This window comes from Cytobacillus kochii (assembly GCF_044790165.1).
Lineage (GTDB): Bacteria > Bacillota > Bacilli > Bacillales > Cytobacillaceae > Cytobacillus > Cytobacillus kochii.
Map to the genome: position 1 here is coordinate 286,022 of NZ_CP085254.1, position 25,883 is coordinate 311,904.

The 25,883-nt window shown below is 37.4% G+C and carries 34 protein-coding genes; 26 read left to right on the forward strand and 8 right to left on the reverse strand.

Annotated features, from left to right (window positions below):
* Position 1: 1 nt before the first annotated feature.
* From LG276_RS01600 to LG276_RS01610, 3 genes are read left to right on the forward strand one after another with little or no spacing between them, the layout of a single operon-like run.
* Entirely contained in the window at positions 2-1,489 is a 1,488-nt protein-coding gene (locus LG276_RS01600) for a glycosyltransferase family 2 protein (RefSeq protein ID WP_341104894.1), read from the forward strand.
* Entirely contained in the window at positions 1,479-1,718 is a 240-nt protein-coding gene (locus tag LG276_RS01605; RefSeq protein ID WP_251163418.1) for a hypothetical protein, read from the forward strand. The genes LG276_RS01600 and LG276_RS01605 overlap by 11 nt, the downstream gene beginning before the upstream one ends.
* Before the next feature lie 19 nt (positions 1,719-1,737).
* Complete coding sequence (locus tag LG276_RS01610; RefSeq protein ID WP_224938314.1) at positions 1,738-1,977, forward strand: hypothetical protein; 240 nt, start codon at positions 1,738-1,740, stop codon at positions 1,975-1,977.
* A 1,161-nt stretch (positions 1,978-3,138) separates the two neighbouring features.
* Here the strand turns inward: LG276_RS01610 and LG276_RS01615 are convergent.
* A complete protein-coding gene (locus LG276_RS01615) occupies positions 3,139-3,825 on the reverse strand; it encodes a DUF1796 family putative cysteine peptidase (protein ID WP_224938313.1) in 687 nt (228 codons plus the stop codon).
* A 117-nt stretch (positions 3,826-3,942) separates the two neighbouring features.
* Positions 3,943-5,076: a CamS family sex pheromone protein gene (locus LG276_RS01620; RefSeq protein ID WP_224938312.1), complete on the reverse strand. Its 1,134-nt coding sequence runs from the start codon at positions 5,074-5,076 to the stop codon at positions 3,943-3,945.
* A gap of 164 nt (positions 5,077-5,240) precedes the next feature.
* Between LG276_RS01620 and LG276_RS01625 the strand changes: the two genes are divergently transcribed.
* Positions 5,241-6,005, forward strand: a complete 765-nt coding sequence (locus LG276_RS01625; RefSeq protein WP_224938311.1) for a hypothetical protein — start codon at positions 5,241-5,243, stop codon at positions 6,003-6,005.
* Between the two features lie 322 nt (positions 6,006-6,327).
* Here the strand turns inward: LG276_RS01625 and LG276_RS01630 are convergent, their stop codons facing one another.
* A complete protein-coding gene (locus LG276_RS01630; RefSeq protein WP_224938310.1) occupies positions 6,328-6,714 on the reverse strand; it encodes a hypothetical protein in 387 nt (128 codons plus the stop codon).
* A 399-nt stretch (positions 6,715-7,113) separates the two neighbouring features.
* Between LG276_RS01630 and LG276_RS01635 the strand changes: the two genes are divergently transcribed.
* From LG276_RS01635 to LG276_RS01655, 5 genes are all read left to right on the forward strand, one after another.
* Complete coding sequence (locus tag LG276_RS01635) at positions 7,114-8,361, forward strand: LysM peptidoglycan-binding domain-containing protein (protein WP_404293273.1); 1,248 nt, start codon at positions 7,114-7,116, stop codon at positions 8,359-8,361.
* 139 nt (positions 8,362-8,500) lie between these two features.
* Complete coding sequence (locus tag LG276_RS01640) at positions 8,501-8,821, forward strand: hypothetical protein (protein WP_224938308.1); 321 nt, start codon at positions 8,501-8,503, stop codon at positions 8,819-8,821.
* A gap of 17 nt (positions 8,822-8,838) precedes the next feature.
* Positions 8,839-9,594 carry a class I SAM-dependent methyltransferase gene (locus tag LG276_RS01645; protein ID WP_224938307.1) on the forward strand — a complete coding sequence of 252 codons (756 nt, stop codon included), beginning with the start codon at positions 8,839-8,841 and terminating at the stop codon, positions 9,592-9,594.
* 122 nt (positions 9,595-9,716) lie between these two features.
* On the forward strand, positions 9,717-10,262 hold the full coding sequence (locus LG276_RS01650) for a hypothetical protein (RefSeq protein WP_224938306.1): 546 nt from the start codon (positions 9,717-9,719) through the stop codon (positions 10,260-10,262).
* 16 nt (positions 10,263-10,278) lie between these two features.
* Entirely contained in the window at positions 10,279-10,836 is a 558-nt protein-coding gene (locus LG276_RS01655) for a DUF4256 domain-containing protein (RefSeq protein WP_404293276.1), read from the forward strand.
* Between the two features lie 5 nt (positions 10,837-10,841).
* Here LG276_RS01655 and LG276_RS01660 read toward each other — a convergent pair whose 3' ends face one another.
* A complete protein-coding gene (locus tag LG276_RS01660; protein WP_224938304.1) occupies positions 10,842-11,030 on the reverse strand; it encodes a hypothetical protein in 189 nt (62 codons plus the stop codon).
* A gap of 59 nt (positions 11,031-11,089) precedes the next feature.
* Between LG276_RS01660 and LG276_RS01665 the strand changes: the two genes are divergently transcribed.
* From LG276_RS01665 to LG276_RS01735, 15 genes are all read left to right on the forward strand, one after another.
* On the forward strand, positions 11,090-11,527 hold the full coding sequence (locus tag LG276_RS01665) for an HTH domain-containing protein (protein WP_224938303.1): 438 nt from the start codon (positions 11,090-11,092) through the stop codon (positions 11,525-11,527).
* Positions 11,528-11,551: 24 nt separating this feature from the next.
* On the forward strand, positions 11,552-11,866 hold the full coding sequence (locus LG276_RS01670) for an antibiotic biosynthesis monooxygenase (protein WP_224938302.1): 315 nt from the start codon (positions 11,552-11,554) through the stop codon (positions 11,864-11,866).
* A gap of 82 nt (positions 11,867-11,948) precedes the next feature.
* The gene (locus tag LG276_RS01675; protein WP_251163411.1) at positions 11,949-12,647 is read left to right on the forward strand and encodes a hypothetical protein; all 699 of its coding nucleotides are present in this window, start codon (positions 11,949-11,951) and stop codon (positions 12,645-12,647) included.
* A gap of 52 nt (positions 12,648-12,699) precedes the next feature.
* On the forward strand, positions 12,700-12,900 hold the full coding sequence (locus LG276_RS01680; protein WP_224938300.1) for a hypothetical protein: 201 nt from the start codon (positions 12,700-12,702) through the stop codon (positions 12,898-12,900).
* 3 nt (positions 12,901-12,903) lie between these two features.
* Complete coding sequence (locus LG276_RS01685) at positions 12,904-13,143, forward strand: hypothetical protein (protein WP_251163410.1); 240 nt, start codon at positions 12,904-12,906, stop codon at positions 13,141-13,143.
* A 162-nt stretch (positions 13,144-13,305) separates the two neighbouring features.
* The gene (locus LG276_RS01690) at positions 13,306-13,815 is read left to right on the forward strand and encodes a phosphoribosylanthranilate isomerase (protein WP_224938298.1); all 510 of its coding nucleotides are present in this window, start codon (positions 13,306-13,308) and stop codon (positions 13,813-13,815) included.
* Positions 13,802-13,999: a hypothetical protein gene (locus LG276_RS01695; RefSeq protein ID WP_224938297.1), complete on the forward strand. Its 198-nt coding sequence runs from the start codon at positions 13,802-13,804 to the stop codon at positions 13,997-13,999. Before LG276_RS01690 ends, LG276_RS01695 begins: the two co-directional genes overlap by 14 nt.
* A 127-nt stretch (positions 14,000-14,126) precedes the next feature.
* Positions 14,127-14,510 (forward strand): MerR family transcriptional regulator, encoded by a 384-nt coding sequence (locus LG276_RS01700; RefSeq protein ID WP_353050699.1) that lies wholly within the window; start codon positions 14,127-14,129, stop codon positions 14,508-14,510.
* Positions 14,503-16,008, forward strand: a complete 1,506-nt coding sequence (locus LG276_RS01705; RefSeq protein WP_251163408.1) for a class I adenylate-forming enzyme family protein — start codon at positions 14,503-14,505, stop codon at positions 16,006-16,008. Before LG276_RS01700 ends, LG276_RS01705 begins: the two co-directional genes overlap by 8 nt.
* On the forward strand, positions 16,005-17,681 hold the full coding sequence (locus LG276_RS01710; RefSeq protein ID WP_251163407.1) for an acyl-CoA dehydrogenase family protein: 1,677 nt from the start codon (positions 16,005-16,007) through the stop codon (positions 17,679-17,681). Before LG276_RS01705 ends, LG276_RS01710 begins: the two co-directional genes overlap by 4 nt.
* A gap of 855 nt (positions 17,682-18,536) precedes the next feature.
* Positions 18,537-18,719, forward strand: a complete 183-nt coding sequence (locus tag LG276_RS01715) for a hypothetical protein (protein WP_095371010.1) — start codon at positions 18,537-18,539, stop codon at positions 18,717-18,719.
* A gap of 563 nt (positions 18,720-19,282) precedes the next feature.
* Positions 19,283-19,528: a DUF4190 domain-containing protein gene (locus LG276_RS01720; protein WP_251163406.1), complete on the forward strand. Its 246-nt coding sequence runs from the start codon at positions 19,283-19,285 to the stop codon at positions 19,526-19,528.
* 133 nt (positions 19,529-19,661) lie between these two features.
* On the forward strand, positions 19,662-21,089 hold the full coding sequence (gene aspA, locus LG276_RS01725) for an aspartate ammonia-lyase (protein ID WP_224938292.1): 1,428 nt from the start codon (positions 19,662-19,664) through the stop codon (positions 21,087-21,089).
* A 157-nt stretch (positions 21,090-21,246) separates the two neighbouring features.
* Positions 21,247-21,549, forward strand: coding sequence for a hypothetical protein (locus tag LG276_RS01730; protein ID WP_251163405.1), 303 nt, complete (start codon positions 21,247-21,249; stop codon positions 21,547-21,549).
* A gap of 1 nt (position 21,550) precedes the next feature.
* Entirely contained in the window at positions 21,551-21,745 is a 195-nt protein-coding gene (locus LG276_RS01735; protein WP_251163404.1) for a helix-turn-helix transcriptional regulator, read from the forward strand.
* A gap of 357 nt (positions 21,746-22,102) precedes the next feature.
* On the opposite strand, the gene LG276_RS01740 is transcribed toward LG276_RS01735, so the two are convergent.
* Genes LG276_RS01740 through sigY form a run of 4 tightly spaced genes read right to left on the reverse strand, consistent with a single transcriptional unit; the run spans position 22,103 to position 23,473 of the window.
* Complete coding sequence (locus tag LG276_RS01740) at positions 22,103-22,417, reverse strand: YbjQ family protein (protein ID WP_095371002.1); 315 nt, start codon at positions 22,415-22,417, stop codon at positions 22,103-22,105.
* Entirely contained in the window at positions 22,398-22,616 is a 219-nt protein-coding gene (locus LG276_RS01745; protein ID WP_224938288.1) for a sigmaY antisigma factor component, read from the reverse strand. Before LG276_RS01745 ends, LG276_RS01740 begins: the two co-directional genes overlap by 20 nt.
* The gene (locus tag LG276_RS01750) at positions 22,603-22,962 is read right to left on the reverse strand and encodes a YxlC family protein (protein ID WP_251163403.1); all 360 of its coding nucleotides are present in this window, start codon (positions 22,960-22,962) and stop codon (positions 22,603-22,605) included. The genes LG276_RS01745 and LG276_RS01750 overlap by 14 nt, the downstream gene beginning before the upstream one ends.
* A complete protein-coding gene (gene sigY, locus LG276_RS01755) occupies positions 22,916-23,473 on the reverse strand; it encodes an RNA polymerase sigma factor SigY (protein ID WP_251163402.1) in 558 nt (185 codons plus the stop codon). The genes LG276_RS01750 and sigY overlap by 47 nt, the downstream gene beginning before the upstream one ends.
* Before the next feature lie 293 nt (positions 23,474-23,766).
* Between sigY and LG276_RS01760 the strand changes: the two genes are divergently transcribed.
* Positions 23,767-24,117 carry a VOC family protein gene (locus LG276_RS01760; RefSeq protein ID WP_251163401.1) on the forward strand — a complete coding sequence of 117 codons (351 nt, stop codon included), beginning with the start codon at positions 23,767-23,769 and terminating at the stop codon, positions 24,115-24,117.
* 177 nt (positions 24,118-24,294) lie between these two features.
* On the forward strand, positions 24,295-25,368 hold the full coding sequence (locus tag LG276_RS01765; protein WP_251166500.1) for a serine hydrolase: 1,074 nt from the start codon (positions 24,295-24,297) through the stop codon (positions 25,366-25,368).
* Positions 25,369-25,883 lie beyond the last annotated feature (515 nt).

Sequence of the window (25,883 nt, forward strand, 5' to 3'; positions counted from 1 at the left end):
TTTGGATGGTTCGTGTTTATCTTTGATTGTCCCTATTAGTCGGGATGCGAGTAATCAGTATGTGAGTAAGTTGATCCAGACCTATCAATCTATCACAAATGTTGAGCTAATCTTTGTTGCCCATAAATCACTAAATGTTGATCCGTTTCGTCTCGTAGTAAATGATGCTTGGCAACATGTCTACGAAGCACATGTCATCGGGGCAAAAAAGGCAACGAGACCATGTATGTTATTTTTAGATCTCAACCAACATATTACGGTACCAACGCTCCAGCAATTTTTACAACCGCTGATGGACAATAGCGCGGACGCTGTTCTCAATAATATGGACTATGAATTTCAAAAAAAACACCGCCACATTCCTTCTACTATTTTCCCGCAAATAACCAATGCTTTTATCCATCGTTCGGATTTAAAAATAGACCAAATCATGTTCGTCCCTTATGGACTCTCAAGAAAAGCAGTAGATACTATTGGTATCGATACGCTTAGCAATCCTGTTGAAGCACATGTGAAATTAGTTCAACAAGGCTATGTATTGTCACATCAGCTTCCTATTCGAAATATCTTTCAGCTGCAAAATCAAGTGTGGGATAGGAAAGATGACAGGAGAAGAATAGACGATTATTTACAAGCTTACACACAAAGATTCCCGCCTAATAGCCGATCAAAGTTTTCTGATGGTGAAAGAAGATTAGATGTACTAGATTCTGTTATCCAGGGCCATCAGCCAACTATTAGAAAAAATGACCATGCCAACAACCCCTTATCCCGGTTATCAGTTATCATCCCAGCTCAAAATGAACAAGCGCGAATTAAGGCAGTAATTGAGGAGTGTATGCGATTAGGTCCGTTAGAAATCATTGTTATTGTGAATGGGTCAAATGATCAGACAGCGGTTCATGCATATGATGCAGGGGCAACGGTTATTCAGTTTGCTGAAAAACTAGGTTTAGATACTGGTAGGGCGATAGGTGCACACTTTGCCACCGGCGAGATTTTGTTATTTGTTGATGGCGATTTTGTCATCGCGATGGAAGACTTACAGCCATTTGTACAGGCTGTAGAGAGGGGCGTTGATGTTGCAGTAAATGACCTCAATGCTAGCATAAAACAGCACTGGCCGCTTCATTTAGTTACTGCCTGTAAATACGCAATAAATGTAGCTTGTAATCGAGCTGATTTAGGTGTGGGCTCCATTGTTGCTGTCCCCCATGCCTTGAGAAGGAAAAGTATTGAAAAAGTCGGTGTTGGGTCACTAGCTAATCCTGTATTAGCTTACGTAAAGTTAATTGTTAATCATTGTGTAGTCGAAAATGTACACCATGTAGAAGTGGATAAAATCAATCGCTTTCGCCCGCATACTCATTATGCTAATCGAAAAGGATGTCTAGCCCCGACTACTTCAGTCATCGTAGGTGATCATTTGGAGGCGATGATATATTTAGGGAATTTACAAAAAAAAGGAGAGAAAAAGAATGGCTTGTAAAAATGAAAGTTGTTTTGATGTATGTCTAAAATTGGTGGTAAATACGAATAGCAGACGGGCAGAAACGTCCGTTGAGTGCGATGAAGCTTGCGGTGGTATCGAGTTCGAATTTGAAAATGGCGTCATTCAAATCACTTTACCACTTGTAGCTTGTGTGGAGACGACATTAAAAGATGATTTAAGTGCGAGTGCAGAGCTAACAAGCTTATCTTTACCAGGCTATCAATAAACACAAGGAGTGAATGGAAATGGCATGTAGTCATAAAAGTTGTTTTGATATTTGTCTGAAAATCATGGTAAATACGAGAACAGGAAGAGCAGAAACGGAAGTGCAATGCGATGAGGTCTGCCCAGGTCTTGAGTTTGAATTCGAAGATGGCATCATAATCATCACGATTCCACTAGTTGCCTGTGTGGAAACAACCTTAAGAGACTCCTTGCGTGCAGATGCACAACTCGTCAGTTTATCTTTGCCAGGTTATTCTTGAACAAATAAGGAGTCCGGAACCTGATACCATTTTGGTGTGAGGTTCTTTTTATCATAAAAGATGGATGGTAGATGCGTTTAAGAGTGAGGAGGAATAGAGAGAAACTCTTGTCTAGTCGGTCAAAAGTCGATTTAAGAACTGCGGGAAAAAAGGAAAACAGTCGCTCTTGTGATGCTAATATATGTTGATAACGAGAAAAAAGAGACACCGCCGAATAGGAGGGGATATCTCACTTTTAAGCCCTGCTCGATTGGAGAGAAATAGAAAAGAGAAAAATCAATTATGTGCACCATCCTCAGAGATGTTGAATTTTTGCTCTTCATTTAGGCTGAAAAGGGCTAACGAGAGCCAAGTATGCATAAATTGCGAATCACTCAAACGGAAATGAGTTAACGATAGGATAGCAAACTGGAGTTGTGAGTCCCTCAAGTGGAACCCCTGTTCACGAGAGGTGAGCAAACTGGAATTGCGAGTCCCTCAAGAGGGAATCTGTTAAGGAGAGGTGAGCAAACTGGAATTGCGAGTCTCTCAAGAGGGAATCTGTAAAGGAGAGGTGAGCAAACTGTGATTGCAAGTCCCTCAAGTGGAACCCCTGTTCACGAGAGGTAAGCAAACTGGAATTGCGAGTCTCTCAAGTGGAACCCTGTTAATGAGAGGTAAGCAAACTGGAATTGCAAGTCTCTCAAGAGGGAATCTGTTAAGGAGAGGTGAGCAAACTGGAATTGCGAGTCCCTCAAGTGGAACCCCTGTTAAGGAGAGGTGAGCAAACTGGAATTGTGAGTCCCTCAAGAGGGAATCTGTTCACGAGAGGTAAGTAAACCGGAATTGCGAGTCCCTCAAGTAGGAATCTGTTCACGAGAGGTTAACAAACTGATTTGCGAGTAACTCAAACAGAAAATTCCCAACGAGAGGTTAACAAACTGGAATTGCGAGTCACTCAAACAAAAACCCCTCAATGAAAGCTGAGCAAACTGGATTTGCACGTCACTTAAAGGAAAACCACCCACGAAAGCCGAACAAACGGAATTTACTATTATTTATAAGAAAATCAAACCAATTGGTCTAGGGATGAGAGACGCAGTGATCAAAATATAGCTACACACTTATTTCCTTTCGATATCTAAGTACTAAATAAAAAAGACAGTGCATAATCGACTGTCTTTACTTCCTCAAACTCACACCAGTAAGGATTTCCTTCCATATTTGTTTATCATAATGATGGTTAATGGGTATTTTAACGAAGCAGATTCCTTCATGTGGCCATTCCGCATCAATGAGTGGTCGTTCTAATGGTATATTTACTTGTTGGATGATAAGGAGGTTGAAGGGGCCGCGGGTAATTTTGGAGAGGGTCGTATGCAATTCAATAATGTCATCGTATTTTGCAATTTCCCATTCATATCGGATGAATAACGTTTTTTTGCTAGTTTGTATTTTTTTGAGAAAGTTTTGAATGCGTTTGTTGAGCTTTTGCTTGAATGCTGGGTACTGATCGGTCCACTGTTGGTTGGCGATCATAGGGAAATCGTGGACAGAATCAATTTGATATAGACGGTCATGAACAAAATGTGCTCTTGCAGGGGTGGTTCCTCCTTCTTCATAAATGACTTGTCCTTCATGGACGAAATGTGCGGTAATATTCTTTTCCTCCATGTGATCTTTTTCCATGTAATTTTTAAACCTGTTTCTAAGTAGCTGATTGACCATGTTAAGATATGGCGACTGTACCCAATCAAAAGGGAATGAATTTTTTCTTAAGTGATGCTCTTTTGTGAAGATGGCAGGACCACACCAACAGCCTAAACTTACAACGAGATCATATACGCCTTTTGTTTCTGATAGCTTCAAGTTATCACTCCTTTACTTATAATTATTTTATTAATAAAGAAGAGGAAGTGATTGGACAAACAGTTAAATGCAGTAGAAAAGGCTCCTCCTTTTTTAAAAAAAGAAGAAGCCCTACTTTTATAATATTTCCGTTAAGATCTCTTTGTTCTCTGTATCCCAAATCATGAGCCCAAGTTCTTCATCTACATTGATGATACGAATGGAGACGGGGACATGGTCGCCTGCTATAGAATTAATTTTCGTACCGCAAAAGTTAAGGATGCTCGTTAACTCTGCCTTTGAAATACCTGGTGCATAGATTTTTAATTCTATATTTGTTAAATTATCATGCTCATAATTAATATCGCCGTTTAATCTCAAATCTAAATTTGTGAAGTAGGTAAGAAGGTCATCTGATAGATAATTGAGACTATCATGAAGACTTTTATCCACTTCATTTAATTCATCTGAAGGATAGACATATTGGTCTTTTTCAACCTCTTCCCAGCTGCCAATACCTTGTTTGCCTTTATCAATATAAGTATGAGCAAGAAATTGGCCAGGTGTAATTTCATTTTGGCCTGCCTCTTCATAGATAGATAAGATAATTGGTACGTTAGGTACATTTTCAATCCCTCTAACGGCAGAAATAACATTTTTGGCGATGTTTTTCGCATATTTTTCGTTGTAACTCTTGTCTTTATAAACATCATTCACTCTTACTTCACCTGTGTGAACTAATCCGGCATCATCCATTACCCGAATATGGTAGTAATCATTGATAGAAATAGCTAATGAAATCCCAACAACTTTACCTTTTTCATTTAAGTAATTTTGTTCGTGAATATGAGAGATAATTTTAGGGGTTTTTTCCTCATCTTCCAGTCGATCTTTTGTTGCTTTCATTTTGGGGTTCAGCCCATTAGGCGTATCATTAGACTCTCTAGCAAGTAATTCATTGAGCAAGTCACTATCTATGTATTGCCCTGATTGATAAAGGTGGTCTTCTGGTGAAAAATATTCAGAAGTGATATCCATCAACCCCAGTTCAATCTCAGTGATATCGTAGTTATTAGACACATTTGCTGTAATTGCACCTCGTGCCTTAGCTGGCTCAAACGGTTGCTTGACTTTGAATATATTATTCTCAATTTGCGTTGGAATGACGATATCTTCGGGTTGATCCGTGGTTTCTTCCTCATCCTTATTCATACATGCTGTTAGCGTAATAAGTAGTAATGGTGTAAGTGTAAGTAGTAGAAGCCTTCTCATGGTTAACTCCTTGTTTGTATGTTTTTGAACCAATCATCTTGCAAATAAAAGGTACCATATAATGACATTATGTACAAATGATATTTTCATAGCTTGCTTGAAAAAGGAGGATTATGAAAGGTGGAATAGAAAGGGTTAGAAAAGAAAGATGGATGTGAATAATAATGAGAGCAACCGAAAGTATTCAACGTGTTTGGGAACAATTTAATACGTTCCCGATGGAAAATCTAACGAAAATATGGCATTACCAAAAGGGGAGTGAGAGAAAGCAAAGAGAGCTATCCTTAATGAAGGAACATAGAGATCAATATGGCCTGGCGGGTAATTGTTTTGATTTAGCCATTTGGTTGTTGGATGCTTTTCGACAAGCAAAGATTCAAGCATTTCCAATCGGTCATCATCTAGGGACAGTAAATGCCCATGTAGCAGTGATTGCACTGGACGATGATGGTGGCCGCTACTTATGTGATTTGGGGGATCAGTGGTTAAATCCGGTGTTAATAGATAAGAAACGAGAAAATTTCACAAGTGAGAAACTTGGCGGTTTTTTCCCAGGTGCTAATATACAAATGATACCGAATGAATATATGGTTGAGGTGCGCTATCATAGACCAAATGGGAAAGAATCAAAACAAATATATGATACACGCCCGATTCATTGTGATGTTTTTCTCCATGCAGCTGAACATTCGCAAAATCTCATTAAGCCCACTCCCTTACTCGAATGTAGAGTTCCCTATCAAACAGAAGTAGCACACTGGGAATTTACAAATTGGATTAGCTTTTTGAGCACGAATCATGGACTAATAAAAGACAGTCCATTAGTTGGTATCGATGAGTGGGTAATGAAAATTCATGAAAAAACGGGTTATAATAAAGAAATTTTGTTGGAGATGTTAAAGCTATATCACGCTTTTCAAAATAAATAATACGACATGAGCCGTGGTTTAAGGTTTCAAAAGTAGATTGGTATTTTTGAATTGAATCATTTTGACTCTGCATTAAATAAATAGGCAACCTAGCTACGTTCTAATATATATCTTAATCAACCAAGCAATAAAAATGATATCATCCTAAAACAAAATGTTTTAAATCAGAACGCTGTTTGTTGGTAAGAAGAGTGGTGAGGAATGTCCCGGTACACCCGTTGTCGTGCTTTGGTTCAAATATACGACTGTAAATAGGTTTTTTATCTTCCCCCTTCTTTCGAGCTATATATAATTAGGTGATTTTGGATTGTAGTAAATTTTATTAGTCCGTATTTTGAAATGGAAGGCGCGGTTTTTCCTCTTCATAGATGGAATAACTCAAACCTCCATTTTCCATACTCGAACATTGCTTATCGCTACAATAAAATAGGTACGTTTGTTGCTCAGTTCTAACGCTGACTTCCATATAATACGGGAAGACGCCACCTTTAAACTTGTTAATATCTGATTCGATGGCAATGATTTTTTCTCTTTCCCTTAAAGCTAAGTAATCCTCACTTTCAACCGTTTTTAGTATCATTTCACTTAAAATGATAGCTTCTTCTCTTGACGCTTCAGACCATTGTTCAAATATGAACCATTTGCAGAAGTAATATATGTTCAGTAGTAGACTAACGGTTAATAAGAAAACGAACAGCTTGTGTTTCAATTTAAACCACCTTCAGATTTTTAGTGTAATTTTACACTAAAAATATCTTATTTACAATCGTTCATTTTTGTTGTCTACGACGGAATTTAAAAATGATCTCTTATAATAAGAGGTTAGAACATATTGTAAAATAGTAAGATTTTAATTCAATTAGATCGGCAACTCTCTGATGAATAGGTAGAAAATCATTAGAAATTGGTATTTTTTATAACTTATAAAATTCTTCTAAAATATATAGTCAAAAGGCAACTTGACAGTATTATTACTATCGTATAATTTACAAAGTGGTTAACCAAATTAGTCGACGAATGAAGCTATTATAATTGAATATTATTAAACTAGTCATCCTAGGTAATAGTTGGTAATATACGAGGAATAACGGAGGCCAACATACGTATAATGAAGAAAAAACTAGCAATTACTTTATCTACCCTTGTTTTTTTAAGTCCAATGACCACATTTGCTGATAAATATACAGTCAAGCAAGGTGATAATTTATGGGACATTTCAGAGGAACAGCGTGTTGATTTTTATGAATTATTAGACGTTAATAGTCAAATTCCTAATAAAGATCTCATTTTCCCTGAGCAAATCATTCAATTACCTAAAACGAGCTCTATTTATTATACTGTTTTACCGGGTGACTCCTTGTGGAGAATTGCCATTAAGTTAAATATTAATTTTGAAAAACTACTAAATGCGAACCCAGAAATTACGAATAAAAACCTCATCTATCCAGGGCAAAAAATTAAAATACCTGAGAGAAGAGACGGAGAACTTTTGGAACAAGATGATTCTAACATTATAAAACCACAAGCCAATACGGACAAAGTATCAAAGCCAAAAGTTGAGGAACAAGATAGATCTAAGCCAAAGAAAGAAAAACCAGAGGCGACTGAACCAGAAGAAGAGAAACCGGAAGTAACTGAGCCAAAGGAAGAAAAACCAGAGGCGACTGAACCGGAAGAAGAGAAACCGGAAGTAACTGAGCCAAAGGAAGAAAAACCAGAGGCGACTGAACCGGAAGAAGAGAAGCCGGAAGTAACTGAGCCAAAGGAAGAAAAACCAGAGGCGACTGAACCAGAAGAAGAGAAGCCGGAAGTAACTGAGCCAAAGGAAGAAAAACCAGAGGCGACTGAACCGGAAGAAGAGAAACCGGAAGTGACTGAGCCAGAGGAAGAAAAACCAGAGGCGACTGAACCGGAAGAAGAGAAGCCCGGAGTAACAGACCCAGAGGAAGAAAATGACGGAAATGCGTCTACAGGAAATCATGAGCAATACATGAATGAAGTCGTATCATTGGTAAATGTAGAGCGTGCTAATAACGGGTTGCCTGCATTAAAACTTAATGGAGACGTTTCCAAAGTTGCGTATTTGAAGGCGAAGGATATGGCCGATAACAACTACTTTAGTCATACTTCTCCCACATATGGAACACCATTTGAAATGTTAACGGCAAATGGGGTTACCTATCTTACTGCGGGTGAAAATATTGCTAAAGGCTATACATCACCTAAAGCGGTTGTCCAAGGCTGGATGAACTCTGAAGGTCATAGAGCAAATATATTAAACGGTAATTTTACAGAAATCGGCATAGGTTATGAGAGTAATGGTCATAATTGGGTGCAGATGTTTATAGGGAAATAAAGACTAAAAAGGCTGAACCTAACGCGAGGGGTTCAGCCTTCTTATAATCTTTCACGAAATCAGTACTCGTTGTTTAAATTTCTAAATATTTAGTAATATAGTATAATTTGTTAAATGACTAAATGAGAGGGGGATGCGGTTGATAATAACACTTTGTGGTTCAACCAAATTTAAACAACAATTTATACATACAGAAGCGACATTGACTTACCATGGTCATATCGTTTTAAGTCTTGGTTTCTTTGAACATAGTGATGACATTTATTTATCGAATGAGAAGCTAAATATGCTACAAGAGTTACATTTAAGAAAGATTGATTTGAGTGACGCCATTTATGTAATTAATGAGGATGAATACATTGGAGAGAGTACACGAAAGGAAATACAATACGCAAAGAGTAAAGGTAAAGACATTTATTATTATTCATCTAGTAAAAATAAATTAGACATGCTCCTTTAGGAAGGATGTGAGAGTCATTGTTAAGTTATTATAGTAAACTTTCTGCTGAAGTATATGATTTAGATAAAAATATAGGTTCAACATTTGGAGACATTGCCTTTTACCGAGATAGATTAGCTACTTGTAAAGGTAAGATTCTTGAACCTGGAGTGGGTACGGGGAGGACGCTTATTCCCCTTTTAGAAGCGGGTTTTACGGTTGAAGGGTTTGATGTATCAGATGAGATGCTCCGTATATGTCGGCGTCATTGTGCAGAAAGGGGGCTTGAGACCAATGTATTTAGCGGGGAAATGGAGTCGTTTAGTTTACCAACAAAATATGAAGCGATAATTATTCCAACAGGTACTTTTCTGTTGCTGCATGAACGAGAGGACTCTATAAAGGCATTAAAGAATTTCCAACACCATCTCTCGACAGGTGGAAAGTTGATGGTAGATATTTTTTTACAACCGGACGTTACTCTAAATCAAGCATCGACTAAGACATGGAGAACAGAAAATGGCGATGTAATTACGCTGGAGAAAAAGGTGATTGAAGTCGATTATATAAAACAGTACACAGTTTCTCACCATCGTTATGAAAAATGGAGAGATGGGCAGCTGATACAAACAGAATTGGAACATTTTCCTCTCCGTTGGTATGGAGTCGAAGAGTTTAAGACCATTCTTGAGGCAACGGGTTTCCACAGCATCATTATTTCAGCCGATTATGAACAAGGGCTATATCCTACTAATGCTCATCAATCGATTACATTTGAGGCAGTAGCGAAATAGAGCAAGCATGCTAAAAAAAGCCAGTGACCACACCACTGACTTTACTCACTTTATTTCATATATTGAGAAGCATTTTGTAAAAACAAAAACGTATACACAATTGGAGGTTAGGTGGTGGCTAGATGAATAAGGAATTCTATATCATGACTGAAGCCTGTCCTGCGTTAAATTTTTTTATCTATATTCAAAATATATATGGTAATCAGACGAAAAAGAATGAGCGCAGATTTCCTTATATGATTAGAGAGTATGCTTTTAGTCAAAACTTTGAAGATAGCTATAAAGAGAAGTGGGCAGAAACGGTTCAGCTTGTGGCGGAGAATCGATTTAATGGTGAAAAATTATTTTATAATCATAAAAACTTCTTTTTTGAAGGCTTGTTTATGGATTATATAAGCTTTAATGAAGTTTATCAATCTTTTAAAGTATGGTGGCAGAGTCTAACGGGAAAACTGGCCGTCACAAGGACAGTAGATGAAGAGATAAGTAATATCTATCGTGATTTAGCTGAGTCTTCCCCAAGGAAAACCTTGTTTGTGCAGGTTATATATGATGATTGCTTCTTAGGGGACTTGATGTGTCAACCATATTTTTGTATTGTAACGATGGAGCAATGCTTACATGGAAAAGAAAAACTACTACAATTCGTACGAAAAAGTATGAGATAAAGGAAGGTTAAAAAGAATGACTAAAAAGTTATCAACAGAAAACCAAGAAGAGTTATTATCCATTTTAAAATTACGTTTTGAGAAAAACTTGGAAAGACATGAAGGTATTGAATGGGAGAACGTGCAAGAAAAACTAGTAGCACAGCCGGACAAGCTGTGGTCCCTTCATGAAATGGAGAGAACAGAAGGTGAACCTGATGTGGTGGGCTATGATGAATCCACAGGCGAGTACCTCTTTTTCGATTGTTCAAAAGAAAGTCCAAAGGGGCGCCGCAGTGTTTGTTATGACAGAGAGGCACTTGAGGCTAGAAAAAAACATAAGCCAGAAACGAGCGCGATGGATTTAGCAAATGAGATGGGCATTACAATTCTTACTGAAGAACAGTATGAATCATTGCAGCAGCTAGGAAATTTTGACCTTAAAACATCTAGCTGGATACAGACTCCAGAGAATATTAGAAACCTCGGAGGTGCATTATTTTGTGACCGCCGCTATGATCATGTATTTGTCTACCATAACGACGCCGATTCATACTACGGGGCTAGAGGTTTCCGTGGTGAGTTAAGGGTTTGATGTTGTTAATGATTGATGGTTCGAGAAAAGCTAATATGACTCCAAACCCACGTTTGAAAAATGGCATCTACTCTGTTCTCTAGCTCTTCGGTTGACATCTGTTTATGTAGAGATAGTTCTTTAAGCGTAAAGGTTTCGGTAAGTGGTGAAGACATTCCTTTTACTTGCATGGAGAATGTAACAGTCTGATTCATAGAAAACCTCCTCAAAATGGATTATTATTACCATTATATACAAATAGGTGGTGCTGTACTTGAAAGATCCACAAAGGCTTTTTTCCATTAATGACCCGAGGGATTTTATCACCGTGTTGATGAATGAGTTGAGAATGGATGCGCAAACATTAGAGAAAATATCTGGCATTAATCAGATGGCTATAGAGAAGTATAGAAAAAAAGATAGTACTTGTGATTGGGGAGAGCTTCATGGTGTAGATAGACGTATGGACTTCAATCACCTTTTAGCTTTATTAACTTCTGGCATGTTTGCTTGTGATGTGGATAGTCGTTTGCAAGCGGTCATTGACGTTTTGCAAACAAATTATGGTATTAGTGTCAAAACGATTTCTATTTATACAGGAGTGAGCGAAGAAGCCATCAAGAATTTTCTTGCTGATCGCAACTCGGTGTCTGTTGAAACGAAATATAAACTAGCTGTGCCTGTACTATTATTACATTATATTTGTAAATAATATCTCATTTATTGGAGGTCAATCATGCAGGAGTTACCATCAACATATTATGCTGTGATCTTTACTTCCAAAAGGACAATTGGCGATAACGGGTATGAAAAAATGGCATTGGCCATGGAGGAATTAGCGCAAAAGGAAGAAGGCTTCCTCGGGATCGAAAGTGCCAGAGACTCACAATTAGGAATTACTGTTTCATATTGGGCAACATTTGAGGATATTAAAAGGTGGAAAGACCATGCGGCCCATAAAGTCGCACAGGAAAAAGGAAAATCGGACTGGTATGAGAACTATCAGGTGCGTATTTGCAAGGTGGAAGAGAGTTATGATTTTGAACGATGAAGTCTACTTTAGAAGTAGGCTTTTTTATTTAGAATTGAAACTATTTACCATTTTTATCGTATGTAAACGAAGGGGTGTTTGGTTGGTTAAGTTAAATTTATTATTTGTTTTGATATCGTTCATTTTGTTTGTACGCTTCATGCTGTTTAATGCATTTAACCTGTGGCATTGGGCTGCGATATTTTTATTCCCAACAACCGCGCTTATTATTTATTTAGTAAGTAAACGGATGGCTGGAAAAGAAGATAACTATCAACCTCCTGATAAAGACGGGTGGTCGTTTTATCATCTGCAACGAACATTGATGAATAAAAAGCCACTTTTTAAGGGTGAGGAAAAACGCGGTTTCATTCAGCAATATTTTACGCAGAGATGGCAATATGTTGTGAGTGATATCTTTGATTTACGCTGGTATTTATCTTTGCGCATATATATAGAAGAGGATTCCTTTGATGTACGTTGGAAAAGAAGTAGGGGGTTTTCTCAACAGGAGCAATGGCTGATTTACAAAAATGGTATCGTAATTGGCAAAGCTAACACAGTAATGAATGTGAAAAATATGTCTAAGCTGAAGGAAGTGATTTTTTTTGAAGTAGAAGAGGAAACCTGGACCACAAATGCATTGACGGTTACTTCATCGATCTCGCTAATGAGAGATAACAAGAAAGAAGGCTTACTGCGGCGTAATCATTTGATAAGTAATGTACAATCGATAAATGTAACCGACGATCGATCAGAGTATATCATGTCTCTCATCCTTCACTCTTATTATTTTAAGTAAGATGCTATGACAAATGAGGCAAATTGAAACTAATAGAGAGCCTGAATAAGAAATGAGTCGGGCAAAAGGGGAAATCAGTACTAGTCGAGAGTCTCAGCAGGAAATGAGTCGGGCAAAAGGAGAAATCGGAACTAATCGAGAGTCTCAGCAGGAAATGAGTCGGGCAAAAGAAGAAATCGGGACTAATCGAGAGTCTCAGCAAAAAATGAGTCGGGCAAAAGAGGAAATCAGGACTAATCGAGAGTCTCAGTAGGAAATGAGTCGGGCAAAAGAGGAAATCAGGACTAATCGAGAGTCTCAGCAGGAAATGAGTCGGGCAAAAGAGGAAATCAGGACTAATCGAGAGTCTCAGCAGGAAATGAGTCGGGCAAAAGAAGAAATCGGAACTAATCGAGAGTCTCAGCAGGAAATGAGTCGGGCAAAAGAAGAAATCGGAACTAATCGAGAGTCTCAGCAGGAAATGAGTCGGGCAAAAGAAGAAATCGGGACTAATTGAGAGTCTCCACAAAATATGAGCAAAACAAAAAGAAAATCAAAGCCAACAGGAAAGAGCAAAGTGAAAGGCATACATCGCAGAAAAATCGCAGCATGATATGAGAGTAAAATGTACATAATCTAGTAATCTTAAATCATTATCAAAGGAAAAGGGGGGCCACATGTGGACAGTCCTAAATTCAAAGAGTTTTTAAGAATAACAGAAGCGCTGAATCAAGTGAATATCATTCCTTTGTTAATGGGTTCGGTGGGGCTTGAGCATTTGACAGGAGTGGATTGGCAAGCAAGAGATTTAGATATTCATGTGCCAGGTGATGAGCGAGGGTGGGCCGTACCTCCGGATCAGAATGTTTTTGAGTGGCCAAAGATTGTTGATGTGATGGTATCGCTGGGATATCAATTAGTCGATTTGCATGAACATGAATTTATGAAAGAGGGTTTGTCGGTTGAGTTTGGAATTATCGATACGTTACCTAACTTTGCTGGAATTCCCTTAGCAGAATTAATGCTACAACAAGTTGAAAATAGTAAGTATTATTTATTAAATCACGAGCAATATTTAAAGGTTTATCAAGCTTCTTCTAAAGATAGTTATCGTGCTGAGCAAAATAATGATAAAGATAGGGAGAAAATAACTTATTTACATAAGGGGGGATATCATGCTAAAGAGTAGCCTTTCTTTTGCGGTGATCTTCTTTTTAACGGGAACGATATGGCAATTAATAAGTAGTCAGCCCATTTCTTGGTTTGAGAATATAATGGTAAGTTTGTTGGTGTTTCTTGGGTATCTATTTTTTGAATGGACCAACATTCCTTTTGATTGGAATAAAAAAAAGCATAAGAACAGAGAAGAATGATATCTAAGACAGATATCATTCTTTTTTGTTTAAATATAAGAATTTTGATAATATACAAAAAACATTTGAAGTTAACGTTAACGTCAATTGTATACTAAGAAAAAGGAGGTGCTGATGACTGAAGACAATACGTGAAGTAGCTGCAAAATTTGATGTTTCTACAAGGACGATTCGTTATTATGAAGAGCTAGGGTTAATTCGCTCGACTCGTTCTGAAGGCAATCATCGTTTGTATACAAAAAAAGAGTGTGCCAAGTTAAAGTTGATTTTTCGTGGAAAGCGGTATGGTTTTTCATTGGAAGAAATTAAAGAAATGGTGCTGCTATTTGATTATGACAGAACCGGTATGGCCCAGTTAGAACGTACGATTACTTATGGTAATCAGCGCATCAAGCAAATTGATCAAGCCATTGAAGAACTGTTGGAAATGAAAGAAGAGTTGCTGTCTTTGAAGAAGAGCTTTAGTGAAAGGCTCGAAAAACTAGTAGAAGAGAGGGATCGTCATGAATAGTTCGCAATTAGTCGCAAGAAATGCCAGGAAGTATCCTCAAGCACAGGCAGTAATCGGTTTTGAAGGAAGTCTTACTTTTCAAGAGTTAAACGATAAAGTAAATGCTCTTTCAAACGGTTTATTGGAAAGAGGAATTGATAAAGGAGACAATGTCTGTTTGTTTATGCCTAATACATTTGAATTTATCATTACCTATTTTGCTGTGCAAAGAGTGGGTGCTGTTGTTATACCGATTAATGCCAAGTTCACATTGGATGAGGTGCAGTACATTGTCGATCATTGTGAAGCGAAAGCTATTTTCGCACATGAGATTATTTTTTCAGCAGTTGAGAGTATTGAAAAAGTACCATTGAAGATTAAAACGGGAGAGCATGCGCAGAATTGGGAAAGCTTTGAGCAGTTATTGGCCCTTTCTCCTGGAAAAGAAGTTGAGTGTAATCTAACGGAAGATGATTACAGTACCATTCTTTATACATCTGGAACGACAGGTGATCCTAAGGGTGTTCTTTTTAGCTACCGCAATATTTTAACAGTGGCGCAAATGATTGCGGTTGAAATGGAAGTAAAACCAGATAGTAAAATGCTTTTAATGATGCCGTTAACGCATTCAGCCCCCCTACATTTATTCCTCATGTCAGCAACGGTTGTCGGAGCAGCAGTTGTCATTACTCCTACCTTTACACCAGACCTACTTTTGAAAGCGGTTGCAACTTATCGAACAACACACTTTTTTGGTGCACCGGTCGCTTATTTACTGACCGCACAACACCCAGAAATAAAAAACTACGACCTATCAACGATGAAATGGTGGGTTTACGGAGGAGCGCCGCTTGCCAAGGAACAAATTGATCTTATTGCTGAAAGATTTCACACGGATCGACTAACAAGCGTGTATGGCTTAACGGAAGCAGGACCAAGTGGCGCCATCATGTTACCTGAAGAGCATGGAGAAAAGACAGGGAGCATTGGTATGCGAGCACCCCTTCATACCGAGTTAAGAATTGTTGATGAACACGGTCAAGTGATCCCGGCAGGTGAAGTTGGAGAAATTGTCTTGCGTGGAGAAGGCAACATGGTGGGTTACTACAAAAATATCGCATTAACAAAAGAAACATTTAACGGTGACTGGTTAAAGACTGGGGATATAGCAAGACGGGATGAAGAGGGCTATATATGGATAGTCGATCGTAAAAAGGATGTTATTATCTCAGGTGGTGTAAATATTTATCCTAAAGAAATCGAGGACGTTATGATGAAGTATCCCACTATTCAAGAAGTTGCGATTCTCGGTCTCCCACACCGAGAATGGGGAGAAACCGTAACAGCCTTCTTCTCAGCAACAGAAGAGGTAAATAGTGAGGAGCTCAATCGATTCCTCGTTGACCATCTAGCAAAATATAAAATCCCACGTTCCTACCATCAAGTTGACATGTTGCCAAGAAATGCGTCAGGAAAAATATTAAAAAGAGTGTTAAAAGAAGGGGTGGAGCAAGTATGAAAGTATTGAAGGAACCGGAAAAGAAAAGTGACTATGCGACTAATTTTTTCAAAGAAGACGAGACGTTACTTCATATTTTAAGAGAAAAGCTTCCTCCTGCGTTTTTTGATTACGCAGTTGAAAAATTAACAGCGTACGGCGCGCAATGTGCTGGTCCGATTGATGAACGTGCTAAATACACTGATCGAGAAGGACAACCAGTGCTAAAACAGTATGACCGCTATGGTGAAGAAGTTTCTGAAGTGTGGGTGAATAGCGGCTACAAACAAACAGTAAAAGAATCATACGGTACGGGTATGGTGGGCTATGTGCATAAGGAAATCCCTGAGCTTGGTAGAAAAGGCAACTATATTTACAGTTATGCGCAAGGGTATCTCCTTTCACAAACAGAGCCAGGATTTTATTGTCCAGTTACTTTATCAATGGCGACCGCCTATCTATTGGATCATTATGGGAATGAAGAAGTGAAGAAACGCTTTTTACCACATCTGTGTGCAACAAATGCTGATGAGGAATTATACGAGGGAGCGACTTTTTTAACTGAACGGCAAGGCGGGTCAGATGTAGGTGCAAATGTCGTGAGAGCAGTAAAAGAAGAGGGACAATACCGGTTGTTTGGTGAGAAATACTTTGCTTCCAATGCTGGCCAATGTGGTGTAGCAATGGTGTTAGCAAGAAAGGAAGGCGCCAAAGAAGGAACGCGGGGCTTAACATTGTTCGCTGTTCCGTGGAAAAAAGACAATGGCGAGCTAAATCATCTTCGCATTAGAAGATTAAAAGATAAATTGGGTGTGCGTGCTGTCCCATCTGGAGAAGTAGAATTTGATGGTAGTGTTGCCTATGCAGTTGGCGATGAATCAAAAGGTTTTTACTATATGATGGAAGCATTAAACCTTTCTCGGATATGTAATGCTGTCGCATCGATCGGCATCATGAAGCGAGCGTATGAGGAAGCAAAGCAGTATGCCATAGCTAGGGAAGCGTTCGGTCAAAAGTTGATTGATTTGCCAATGATTCAACAAACACTTTCTCAACTTAAGGCAAAGCTTGAGGTAGAAGTCGTCGCAATTTTTGATTTAGTAGAACTATACGACAAGGTTGTAGCGGGTGAGGCAAGCGATTCGGAGGTTATTCTACATCGACTCTATATTGCCCTTTTGAAAAAAGAATCAGCAGAAAATGCGATTCATTTTGCCCATGAAGCAATAGAGATGCATGGAGGAAACGGTTATATAGAGGATTTTATCACCCCAAGGCTTTTACGAGATGCCCAAGTGCTAACGGTATGGGAGGGCACGGCGAACATACTCGGTCAGGAATTAATCCGTCTCGTTAATAAATTTTCTGCAGACGAACTATTTATCAATCAAACGTTTGATCGAATTGCTTTACTAGCTAAAGGTGAACAGACAGCACTCGTTGAAGTAAAGTTTGCTGAAGTGAAACAACAGCTGGAACAATTCGCTAAAGCTAATCCCCTCGTGCAGCAACTTCAAGCGAAACCATTAATGAAAATAATGGCTCATCTTTATGAAAGTGTCATCGCATTAGAATATGCGCAGAAATTTAAGGGTAAATATGAAGCGATCGCCGAACTCTACTTAAAGCAAACTTGGGGGAGTGTTGATGGAGAAGAAACACGGGTTTTGGAGTTAAGTAAGATCGTTATATAATCAGTTGCATCCCTAGAGTGCTAGGGGTGTTTTTTTATATTTGGGTAGGGGGATGAGATCTGAATCAGGTAGGGTTATATATTGAGGGAAAGGATTAAAGGGTTAAATAATTCGCCAGTAAGTTTGCTCAAAAGAGAATGTCCACTCAAATGAGTGGAAGGAGGGCAAGAAGTGTTGGGAAATGGGGAATAAGAACACAAGAGTAATGAAAACCACAAGGATGTGTTTGTAAATCAGAAATAAGAACACAAGAGTAGAGAAAAAGGCGAAGAAGTGTTGGGAAATGGGGAATAAGAACACAAGAGTAATGAAAACCACAAGAATGTGTGTGTAAATCAGAAATAAGAACACAAGAGTAGAGAAAAAGGCGAAGAAGTGTTGGGAAATCAGAAATACGAGCACAAGAGTAATGAAAACTACATGGATGTGTTTGTAATTCAGAAATAAGAACACAAGAGTAGAGAAAAATGCGAAGAAGTGTTGTGAAATGGGGAATAAGAACACAAGAGTAATGAAAACCACAAGGATGCGTTTGTAAATCAGAAATAAGAACACAAAAGTAAAGAAAAACGCGAAGAAGTGTTGTCAAATCAGAAATACGGTCACAAAAGTAATGAAAACCACAAGGATGTGTTGTCAAATAAAAAATGCGAACATAGCAAGATGGATAGCACCAAGCCACCAGCGAAAATTAAAATATTAGCTTAATTTAGCAAAAACCCTAATGCAACTCATGCTAATGCCGTAACCCTGACTCAGACTTAAGACTAATTTTTACTTTTTGAAACTAAATGTCTCACAAAATCGTATAGAATAGTAGAGAAGAATCTAAAAAAAATCCTGGGGGGATAAAAGATGTCTACAGGAATGCTATCAATTATTGCAATCGCATCTATCGTTATATGGCTTGCGGTATCGAATGAAGTTTTAAAAACGGAAAATAGTCGCTCGAAGTTAATTACTTTGATGACTGCCGGCACTTTAACAACAGTGATATTGACGATTTCACTTTTTCAAAGCGTGTCTTTTAAATGGTAGGTGAAACTTCATGGTATTTGAATTTGTAAAAGTCGAAGTTTTAATACCAGGCGAATATATTATGAGATTAAGAGATGAATTGAATGCAATAGGAACATAAACAGTAGGGATTTATATCCTACTCAGCGGTAAAAGGTTACTATAGACCTTTAGAAGACGCAAATCCTTACTTCGGCCAAATTGGGAACATCTCGTTTGGGACTGAATGTAAGATGGAATTTCGTTGCCTATATAGCCAGATGGCAGAAGTGAAAACGATCATCAAACGCATCCATCCATATGAAGAGCCAGTGATCTATTTTCATCCGGTGTTCGTTTAATATAAGGTGGAGGCCAATATGGAAGGTTTATGATTTAAACAAAACTTGATTATAACCAATTCGGGCCGATTGATGATGACTAGGTTCGTGAAGTTTTTACCTTGTGTAATCCCGATCCCAAAAAATGTATCAAAAACCTCTTAGAATGAACCTCTCTCATCATTTGAGCCATTTTTCCGTATATAAATATTTATCGTGTAATAAGATGAACCTATAAGCTTACTTTTGAAAAGAGGCGTACATGTGTCAAAAGTTCATCTCTCTCTTATTTTAGGAATACTTTCTATCATCACACCGTATATTGGACTTGTTATAGGTATCTTTGGTAGCATCTATGCATCAAAGTTATTGTGCAATATTAATGGACCTGAAGGAAGAAAGTTAATTTCTGCTGGAAAAGTATGCAGTGTGATTGGTATTTTCCTTCATACTATTCTGCTCATTTTATTAAGTTTTTCTCTTATTATTTTTTTCTTAACCAGTGTGTAAGCAGAAAAAATCTTTGTGGCTCCCCGCCTTTATAAAAGAATTAGACTGTGCTATTATTTAGGAGGTATATCGTCTTAAAGCAAGATGATATATCTATAGTTAAATGATGAAAATAGGCGAGGCGAAAATAAAAATGTCAAATGATAAAGTAAGGATTGAAAACGATTTCTTAGGTTCGAAAGAAGTGCCAATAGATGCATATTATGGTGTTCAAACCTTACGTGCAGTTGAAAACTTTCCAATTACCGGATATCGCATTCATGAAGAGCTGATCATCGCAATTGCTATGGTTAAAAAGGCAGCCGCGTTAGCAAATATGGACACAAAGAGATTATATGAAGGGCTTGGCAATGTTATTGTTCAGGCTGCTGATGAAATTATTGAAGGTAAATGGCATGATCACTTTATTGTTGACCCGATTCAAGGTGGCGCTGGGACATCCATTAATATGAATGCCAATGAAGTGATTGCCAATCGTGCGCTAGAGTTACTAGGGAAGAATAAAGGAGACTATGCACTTCACTTAAGTCCGAATAGTCATGTCAACATGTCACAATCAACAAATGATGCTTTCCCAACAGCGATTCATATTGCTACATTGAATGCATTGGAAAAACTGACACAAACGATGGAGCATATGCTTGCGACATTTAAGGAGAAAGCGAAGCAGTTTGATCATGTGATTAAAATGGGTAGAACACATCTGCAAGATGCGGTTCCGATTCGTCTTGGACAAGAGTTTGAAGCATACAGTCGTGTAGTCACAAGAGATATTAAACGGATCCAGCAATCTCGTCAGCATTTATATGAAATCAATATGGGGGCAACGGCTGTAGGAACGGGACTAAATGCAGACCCTATTTATATTGAAAGTGTTGTTAAACATATGGCTGAGATTACGGGCTTACCACTTGTTGGAGCTGATCATCTTGTCGATGCGACTCAAAATACAGATGCTTATACAGAAGTTTCTGCAGCGTTAAAAGTCTGTATGATGAATATGTCTAAGATTGCTAATGACATTCGTTTAATGGCATCAGGCCCACGCGCTGGTCTAGGCGAAATTTCATTGCCTGCGCGTCAACCAGGTTCTTCTATCATGCCAGGTAAAGTGAATCCAGTTATGCCTGAAATGATTAACCAAGTGGCATTCCAAGTCATCGGTAATGACCATACCATTTGCCTTGCATCTGAGGCAGGACAGCTAGAATTAAACGTAATGGAGCCGGTACTTGTTTTTAACTTATTACAATCAATCAGTATTATGAACAACGCTTTCCGTGCTTTTACAGATTACTGTTTATCAGGCATTGAAGCGAATGAAACGCGTTTGAAAGAATATGTAGAAAACAGTGCAGGAATCATTACAGCAGTGAATCCACATATCGGATACGAAGTCGCAGCACGCATCGCGAGAGAAGCAATCATCAATGGCAAATCCGTTCGTGAACTGTGCTTAAAATACGATGTGCTTACTGAAGAAGAATTGGATCTTATCTTGAACCCATACGAAATGACGAATCCAGGTATCGCGGGTGTGTCTTTGTTAAATAGAGATTAATTTTAATGCTTAGAGTTGATAATGACTCTAAGCATTTTTGTATTTCAGACATTAGCGTGTGATGTCCTAATAATAAACTAAGAAGTATTTTACATTTTTGGATAGTATTAGTATAATATATGTAAAATACTTTTTACATTTTGGAGGAGTAATCATTTTGGACGGAGTCGTTATTGCGTTTTTAACAATACTAGTGTTAAGTATTATACTGATTTTGTTTACATTGAGTACATTGCCCCTAATTGGTGATGAAAGGAAAAACTTTATTAAAATGAAAGCACAATCGTATTCTTTTGCAGCTGTTGTCTTATACTTAGTTTTTGAAATGGGGAAGAAGGTTTATTCAGCTTTTTGGGGAAGCAACACTTATGAAGGACTCTCACCATTCTCCTTTCTACTAAGTATTTGCATTATCTACTTGATTACATTACTTTTTTATAAGAGAAAATACGGTAATTAAGATGAAAAACCGAATTCATGAGTTAAGGAAGTCAATGAAACTATCGCAGGAGGATGTAGCGAAACGTTGCAAAGTAACGAGGCAAACGATTAATGCTATTGAAAATAATAAATATGATCCAACACTGCAGTTGGCGTTTAATTTAGCCAAAGTATTGGATATCACAGTAGATGAGTTGTTTGCGAGTGAAGAGTAGAGAAATTTGATAATAAAATAATAAAGGGAGTTGAGGATCTCTGGAAGAAAATCAAAGGTCAAAACTAGAGCTGTATCAGGCGAATTATGGATCACTCGTCACTGCGTTACTTTGTCTCTACAGTGCCTATGTCAGTTGGGGAGAGAATTGGTTTTTAGTATTTTTATTTAGTGCAGGTATCATTATTTGTGGGACATTTGCTTGCTATGATATTAAAAGAATGATACAGCAGCGGAAGCTTAAGCGTTAGAATTAGGGGTTAGGAATTTGCCCAATCCTTATTCTGAATAGATATAAGTTAATCCGCAGAAAAGCTGTCGAGAAATCGACAGCCAACAAATATATATAACCTCTTGTTTACTCCACATACACCGCCGTACCATAAGCTAATATTTCACTGGCGTTTGCCATTATAGCTGACGTTTCTAAACGTACACCGATAATCGCATTTGCCCCTTTTTCTTTGGCATGCTCTACCATTCGACCGATTGCTTTCTGGCGAGATTCCGTCATCATATCTGTATATTCCGAGACTTCTCCACCGACAATCGTACGTAATCCGGCCACGATATCTTTTCCAATATGTTTCGATTGGACTGAATTTCCCCTAACAAAACCTTTTAACTCTTTTATTTCTTTACCTGGTATTGTTTCAGTAGTCACGATAATCATTTAATTCATCCTCCTCTTTTCTACGAACGTTTCTTACGATGATATAGAATATTAGTGGTACGGGTGCTTGAATTAAGGCGATAATACCCCAGAACCAATGATTCATCCCATTTTTCTTTGCATTAGTAAATAAAAAGATACTTTGTGATAATAAAATAATAGCTACTAAGAATAGTAAAAAGAAATCAATATTCGTCATGTCGCACCTTCTCTCTATGTTTTTGGATTTGCAGCAAGGTATAACAGATGACTAGAAGGACTGTAAGACCTTGTAATGTGATAAAGACAACTGGTATTTGGGTTAATGTTGTAAAAAATAAAACGAGAATAAGTGTTGCTATTCCGCCGAATAAGAGTAATTCTCTTCGCCATTTTCTGCTAGCTGCATCCTTTTTAGCGATGACCATTTTTTCAAACCAATCTTCACTAGGAGTAGAGATGGGGTTATTTTCCTCAAACTGTGCAAAAGAACGTGTCATTTCTTTTGAAAAAACTTCTTCATCCTTGTTTGATAGGGTTTTCCATTGTTCCTGGGCCTTTCTCATCTTCACCCATCTCCTTTCGAATGGTTTTAATTCCGCGGTGAACTCTAGATTTTACTGTTCCTTCAGCAATTCCAAGCATTTTGCCAATCTCATCATACGCATAGCCATAATAATGTTTTAAAATAATCGGCACTCTTAATTCATCTTCTAATTCACCGAGAGAAGCTAATAAGAAATCCCAATCTTCATTTTGTGACTGTGCCTGCCATTTTAATTTCCGCATATGCTGTGCTTTAAAAGCATCAGCTCGCTTTTGGCGCCTTTTTTGATCGATATATAATTTTGTGCCAATGGATATGATCCAAGTGGAGAATTTCGATTTCACCTGAAATTGATTTAATTTTTCAATCGCTTTTGTCATCGTCTCTTGTGCCAAATCCTCAGCTTCTTCTCGATTAAGGGTGAGCTTCATTAAATAATGAACGAGAAGGGGATAACTCTCTTTAAATAAGTGAGCTAACGCCAGGTTATCGCCTAGTTTCGCTGCTTTAATCCATTTTTTCTCTTCCAAACCTTGCCCCCCTTTTCTTTGGATTTACTACTATGACGATTAGTGTTCTCCTTTCGTTCACGAAAAATAAAATTTTTTGAATGGAGATAGAGATTATCTCTTGTTATCGCATAGAAGTTATGTGTGCATGAATAAAAATGTAAATGATTTTCTACCATTTGCCTTTATAAAAAAGATGTACCAGAATTAGCTACACTTCGATATTTCACTAACTGGGACAGTATAATTCAACAAGAAGGAGATATTTAATACATGACGAATTAAACCTATATAGCTAAATTTGGAGGTAATCTATGAACCCTATTTTAAATCAAGTTGGTACTGTGTTTATTCCCGTAAGCAACATTGAAGAAGCTCGTAAATGGTATTGTGACATATTAGGTTTATCAGCAGATGGTGAAATATTATTTGGTCATTTGTATATAGTACCTATGAACGGAACAGGAATTGTATTAGATAGCAAGATTTATTCAGAGGATAATATTTTCAAAACTCCACCTTTTCATTTGAATACTAATAATATAGAACAAGCATATGAGTATATGAAGGGTAAGAATGTCGAATTGACAACAGAAATTGAGCATAACCAATGGTTTAATTTCAAAGACCCTGATGGGAACCATTTAATGGTTTGCAAATGTTAAAACTGTTGCGGTTAGCATTCGCGGCATAAGGCACATTGAAATGATCAATCTTTTTTATAAAAAATTCATATAAATTTAAAAGTATTACGCCATTTTGATTCAATCTTTTTTCAAAATGGCGTTTTTGTATTTGTTAGTAACGGCGTTTAGGAATAAAATTAGTCAAATAATGGGGGGATGTCTGTGCAAACAAAACAAAGTGAAAAAGTAATCAATTCAATTGAAAAATCATTTAAAAAACAAGTCCAAAAAAACAAAAATTTAAAGAGTGCATTTTTACTTGTTCATTCTGAAAAGAAAGGTATCCATTTAAATATCGCAGAAGGGTCAATGAATCCAAAACAGCCAGCATATATGGCAAGCGTAGGAAAAATATTCACGTCAGTTTTGGTTAGTATTTTATATGAAAACGGTCAATTATCATTCGAAGACGGTATTACCAAATATTTAGATCGAGAATTATGCAAACACCTTCATGTTTATCAAGGTAAAGATTATACGAATGACATTAAAATTAAACATCTACTAAATCAAACGTCTGGTTTGTATGATAATTTCCGTCCATTACTTGAAAGGCTTCTGGATGATCCAAACTTTACCATAACCCCACAAGAGGCAATTACTTGGGCAAAAACACATCAAAAACCTCATTTCCCTCCAGGTAACGGCTTTAAATATACTGATACAAACTATCATCTATTAGGCTTAATCATAGAAAAAATAACAGGAATATCTTTTCATGTAGCTATGAAACAATATATTTATCAGCCCCTCAGTATGATGAATTCATCTGTGTTACACTATTCTAATCCATTAGACAAAGATACCCAACATTTAGCAGACTTTTATATTAATAAAAACAACCTAACTAATCACAAAGGATACGCAGGTCTCGACTATGCAGGCGGTGGAGTAGTATCTACTGGAGAAGATATGTTGAAATTTATGAAAGCGTTAGTATCCTATCAATTATTGAAAAAGGAAACGCTTGAGAAAATGATGAATGATAAAGCAAAGTATGGGGTAGGAATTGAGTATGGATATGGAATTATGCAGTTTAAATCAGTTCCACTACTCATGCCGAAAATATTTAATGTCTGGGGACATGCAGGTGCCACAGGAGCCTATTTATTTTATCACCCTAAGATGGATACCTATTTAATTGGTACTTTTAATGACTTTTCTTATGAAAGAAAAGGTGTCAAATTTATGTTAATGAAAGTAATAAACCAATTGAGTAAAATTAAATGAAAGAAATGCGACTTCTTATATTCAGTTAAAGGGCACGTTTGTGGAGTAACACAGGCAGAAAATGATCAAACTCTTTTATAAAAAACAACCTTAAAATTGGTATAGAAGAATCCATTTTGATTAATCTTTCTTCAAAATGAATTCTTCTTTTTTACCGTAAAATAAGGATTTACGAAGTGTTTTTGCTCAAGCTCTATTTCAAACTACACATACAATATTCCGTTTTGTGTAAAAATTACACATTAAATGAGAGAGATTTGCGAGGATTTTATACATATTTTCATTCATTTTTTATAAAGAACAATTCGTGCTTTATCACTGTATGTTGGCATGTATATTTCATGGCTAACAAAAGCGCAAACGAAAAGCCAGTTCCCACAAGGGTTCTAGCTTTTTGGAATTCCCGATAAATGAGACGTTATGTTTACTAGAATGTATGGGCGCTGTATATTTCTTTGTCAAGAAGGGTTTGTATTGCAAGGTGTATTATTACATGAGGTTCGCTTTACTTCTCT

Excerpts from the sequence above, each read along its gene's own strand:
- LG276_RS01605 (WP_251163418.1), top strand. The coding sequence starts at position 1,479 with ATGGCTTGTAAAAATGAAAGTTGTTTTGATGTATGTCTAAAATTGGTG.
- LG276_RS01610 (WP_224938314.1), top strand. The coding sequence starts at position 1,738 with ATGGCATGTAGTCATAAAAGTTGTTTTGATATTTGTCTGAAAATCATG.
- LG276_RS01620 (WP_224938312.1), bottom strand. The coding sequence starts at position 5,076 with ATGAGAAGGCTTCTACTACTTACACTTACACCATTACTACTTATTACG.
- LG276_RS01625 (WP_224938311.1), top strand. The coding sequence starts at position 5,241 with ATGAGAGCAACCGAAAGTATTCAACGTGTTTGGGAACAATTTAATACG.
- LG276_RS01635 (WP_404293273.1), top strand. The coding sequence starts at position 7,114 with ATGAAGAAAAAACTAGCAATTACTTTATCTACCCTTGTTTTTTTAAGT.
- LG276_RS01650 (WP_224938306.1), top strand. The coding sequence starts at position 9,717 with ATGAATAAGGAATTCTATATCATGACTGAAGCCTGTCCTGCGTTAAAT.
- LG276_RS01655 (WP_404293276.1), top strand. The coding sequence starts at position 10,279 with ATGACTAAAAAGTTATCAACAGAAAACCAAGAAGAGTTATTATCCATT.
- LG276_RS01660 (WP_224938304.1), bottom strand. The coding sequence starts at position 11,030 with ATGAATCAGACTGTTACATTCTCCATGCAAGTAAAAGGAATGTCTTCA.
- LG276_RS01670 (WP_224938302.1), top strand. The coding sequence starts at position 11,552 with ATGCAGGAGTTACCATCAACATATTATGCTGTGATCTTTACTTCCAAA.
- LG276_RS01680 (WP_224938300.1), top strand. The coding sequence starts at position 12,700 with ATGAGTCGGGCAAAAGGGGAAATCAGTACTAGTCGAGAGTCTCAGCAG.
- LG276_RS01685 (WP_251163410.1), top strand. The coding sequence starts at position 12,904 with ATGAGTCGGGCAAAAGAGGAAATCAGGACTAATCGAGAGTCTCAGCAG.
- LG276_RS01695 (WP_224938297.1), top strand. The coding sequence starts at position 13,802 with ATGCTAAAGAGTAGCCTTTCTTTTGCGGTGATCTTCTTTTTAACGGGA.
- LG276_RS01705 (WP_251163408.1), top strand. The coding sequence starts at position 14,503 with ATGAATAGTTCGCAATTAGTCGCAAGAAATGCCAGGAAGTATCCTCAA.
- LG276_RS01710 (WP_251163407.1), top strand. The coding sequence starts at position 16,005 with ATGAAAGTATTGAAGGAACCGGAAAAGAAAAGTGACTATGCGACTAAT.
- LG276_RS01715 (WP_095371010.1), top strand. The coding sequence starts at position 18,537 with ATGTCTACAGGAATGCTATCAATTATTGCAATCGCATCTATCGTTATA.
- aspA (WP_224938292.1), top strand. The coding sequence starts at position 19,662 with ATGTCAAATGATAAAGTAAGGATTGAAAACGATTTCTTAGGTTCGAAA.
- LG276_RS01735 (WP_251163404.1), top strand. The coding sequence starts at position 21,551 with ATGAAAAACCGAATTCATGAGTTAAGGAAGTCAATGAAACTATCGCAG.
- LG276_RS01740 (WP_095371002.1), bottom strand. The coding sequence starts at position 22,417 with ATGATTATCGTGACTACTGAAACAATACCAGGTAAAGAAATAAAAGAG.
- LG276_RS01745 (WP_224938288.1), bottom strand. The coding sequence starts at position 22,616 with ATGACGAATATTGATTTCTTTTTACTATTCTTAGTAGCTATTATTTTA.
- LG276_RS01750 (WP_251163403.1), bottom strand. The coding sequence starts at position 22,962 with ATGAGAAAGGCCCAGGAACAATGGAAAACCCTATCAAACAAGGATGAA.
- LG276_RS01760 (WP_251163401.1), top strand. The coding sequence starts at position 23,767 with ATGAACCCTATTTTAAATCAAGTTGGTACTGTGTTTATTCCCGTAAGC.
- LG276_RS01765 (WP_251166500.1), top strand. The coding sequence starts at position 24,295 with ATGTCTGTGCAAACAAAACAAAGTGAAAAAGTAATCAATTCAATTGAA.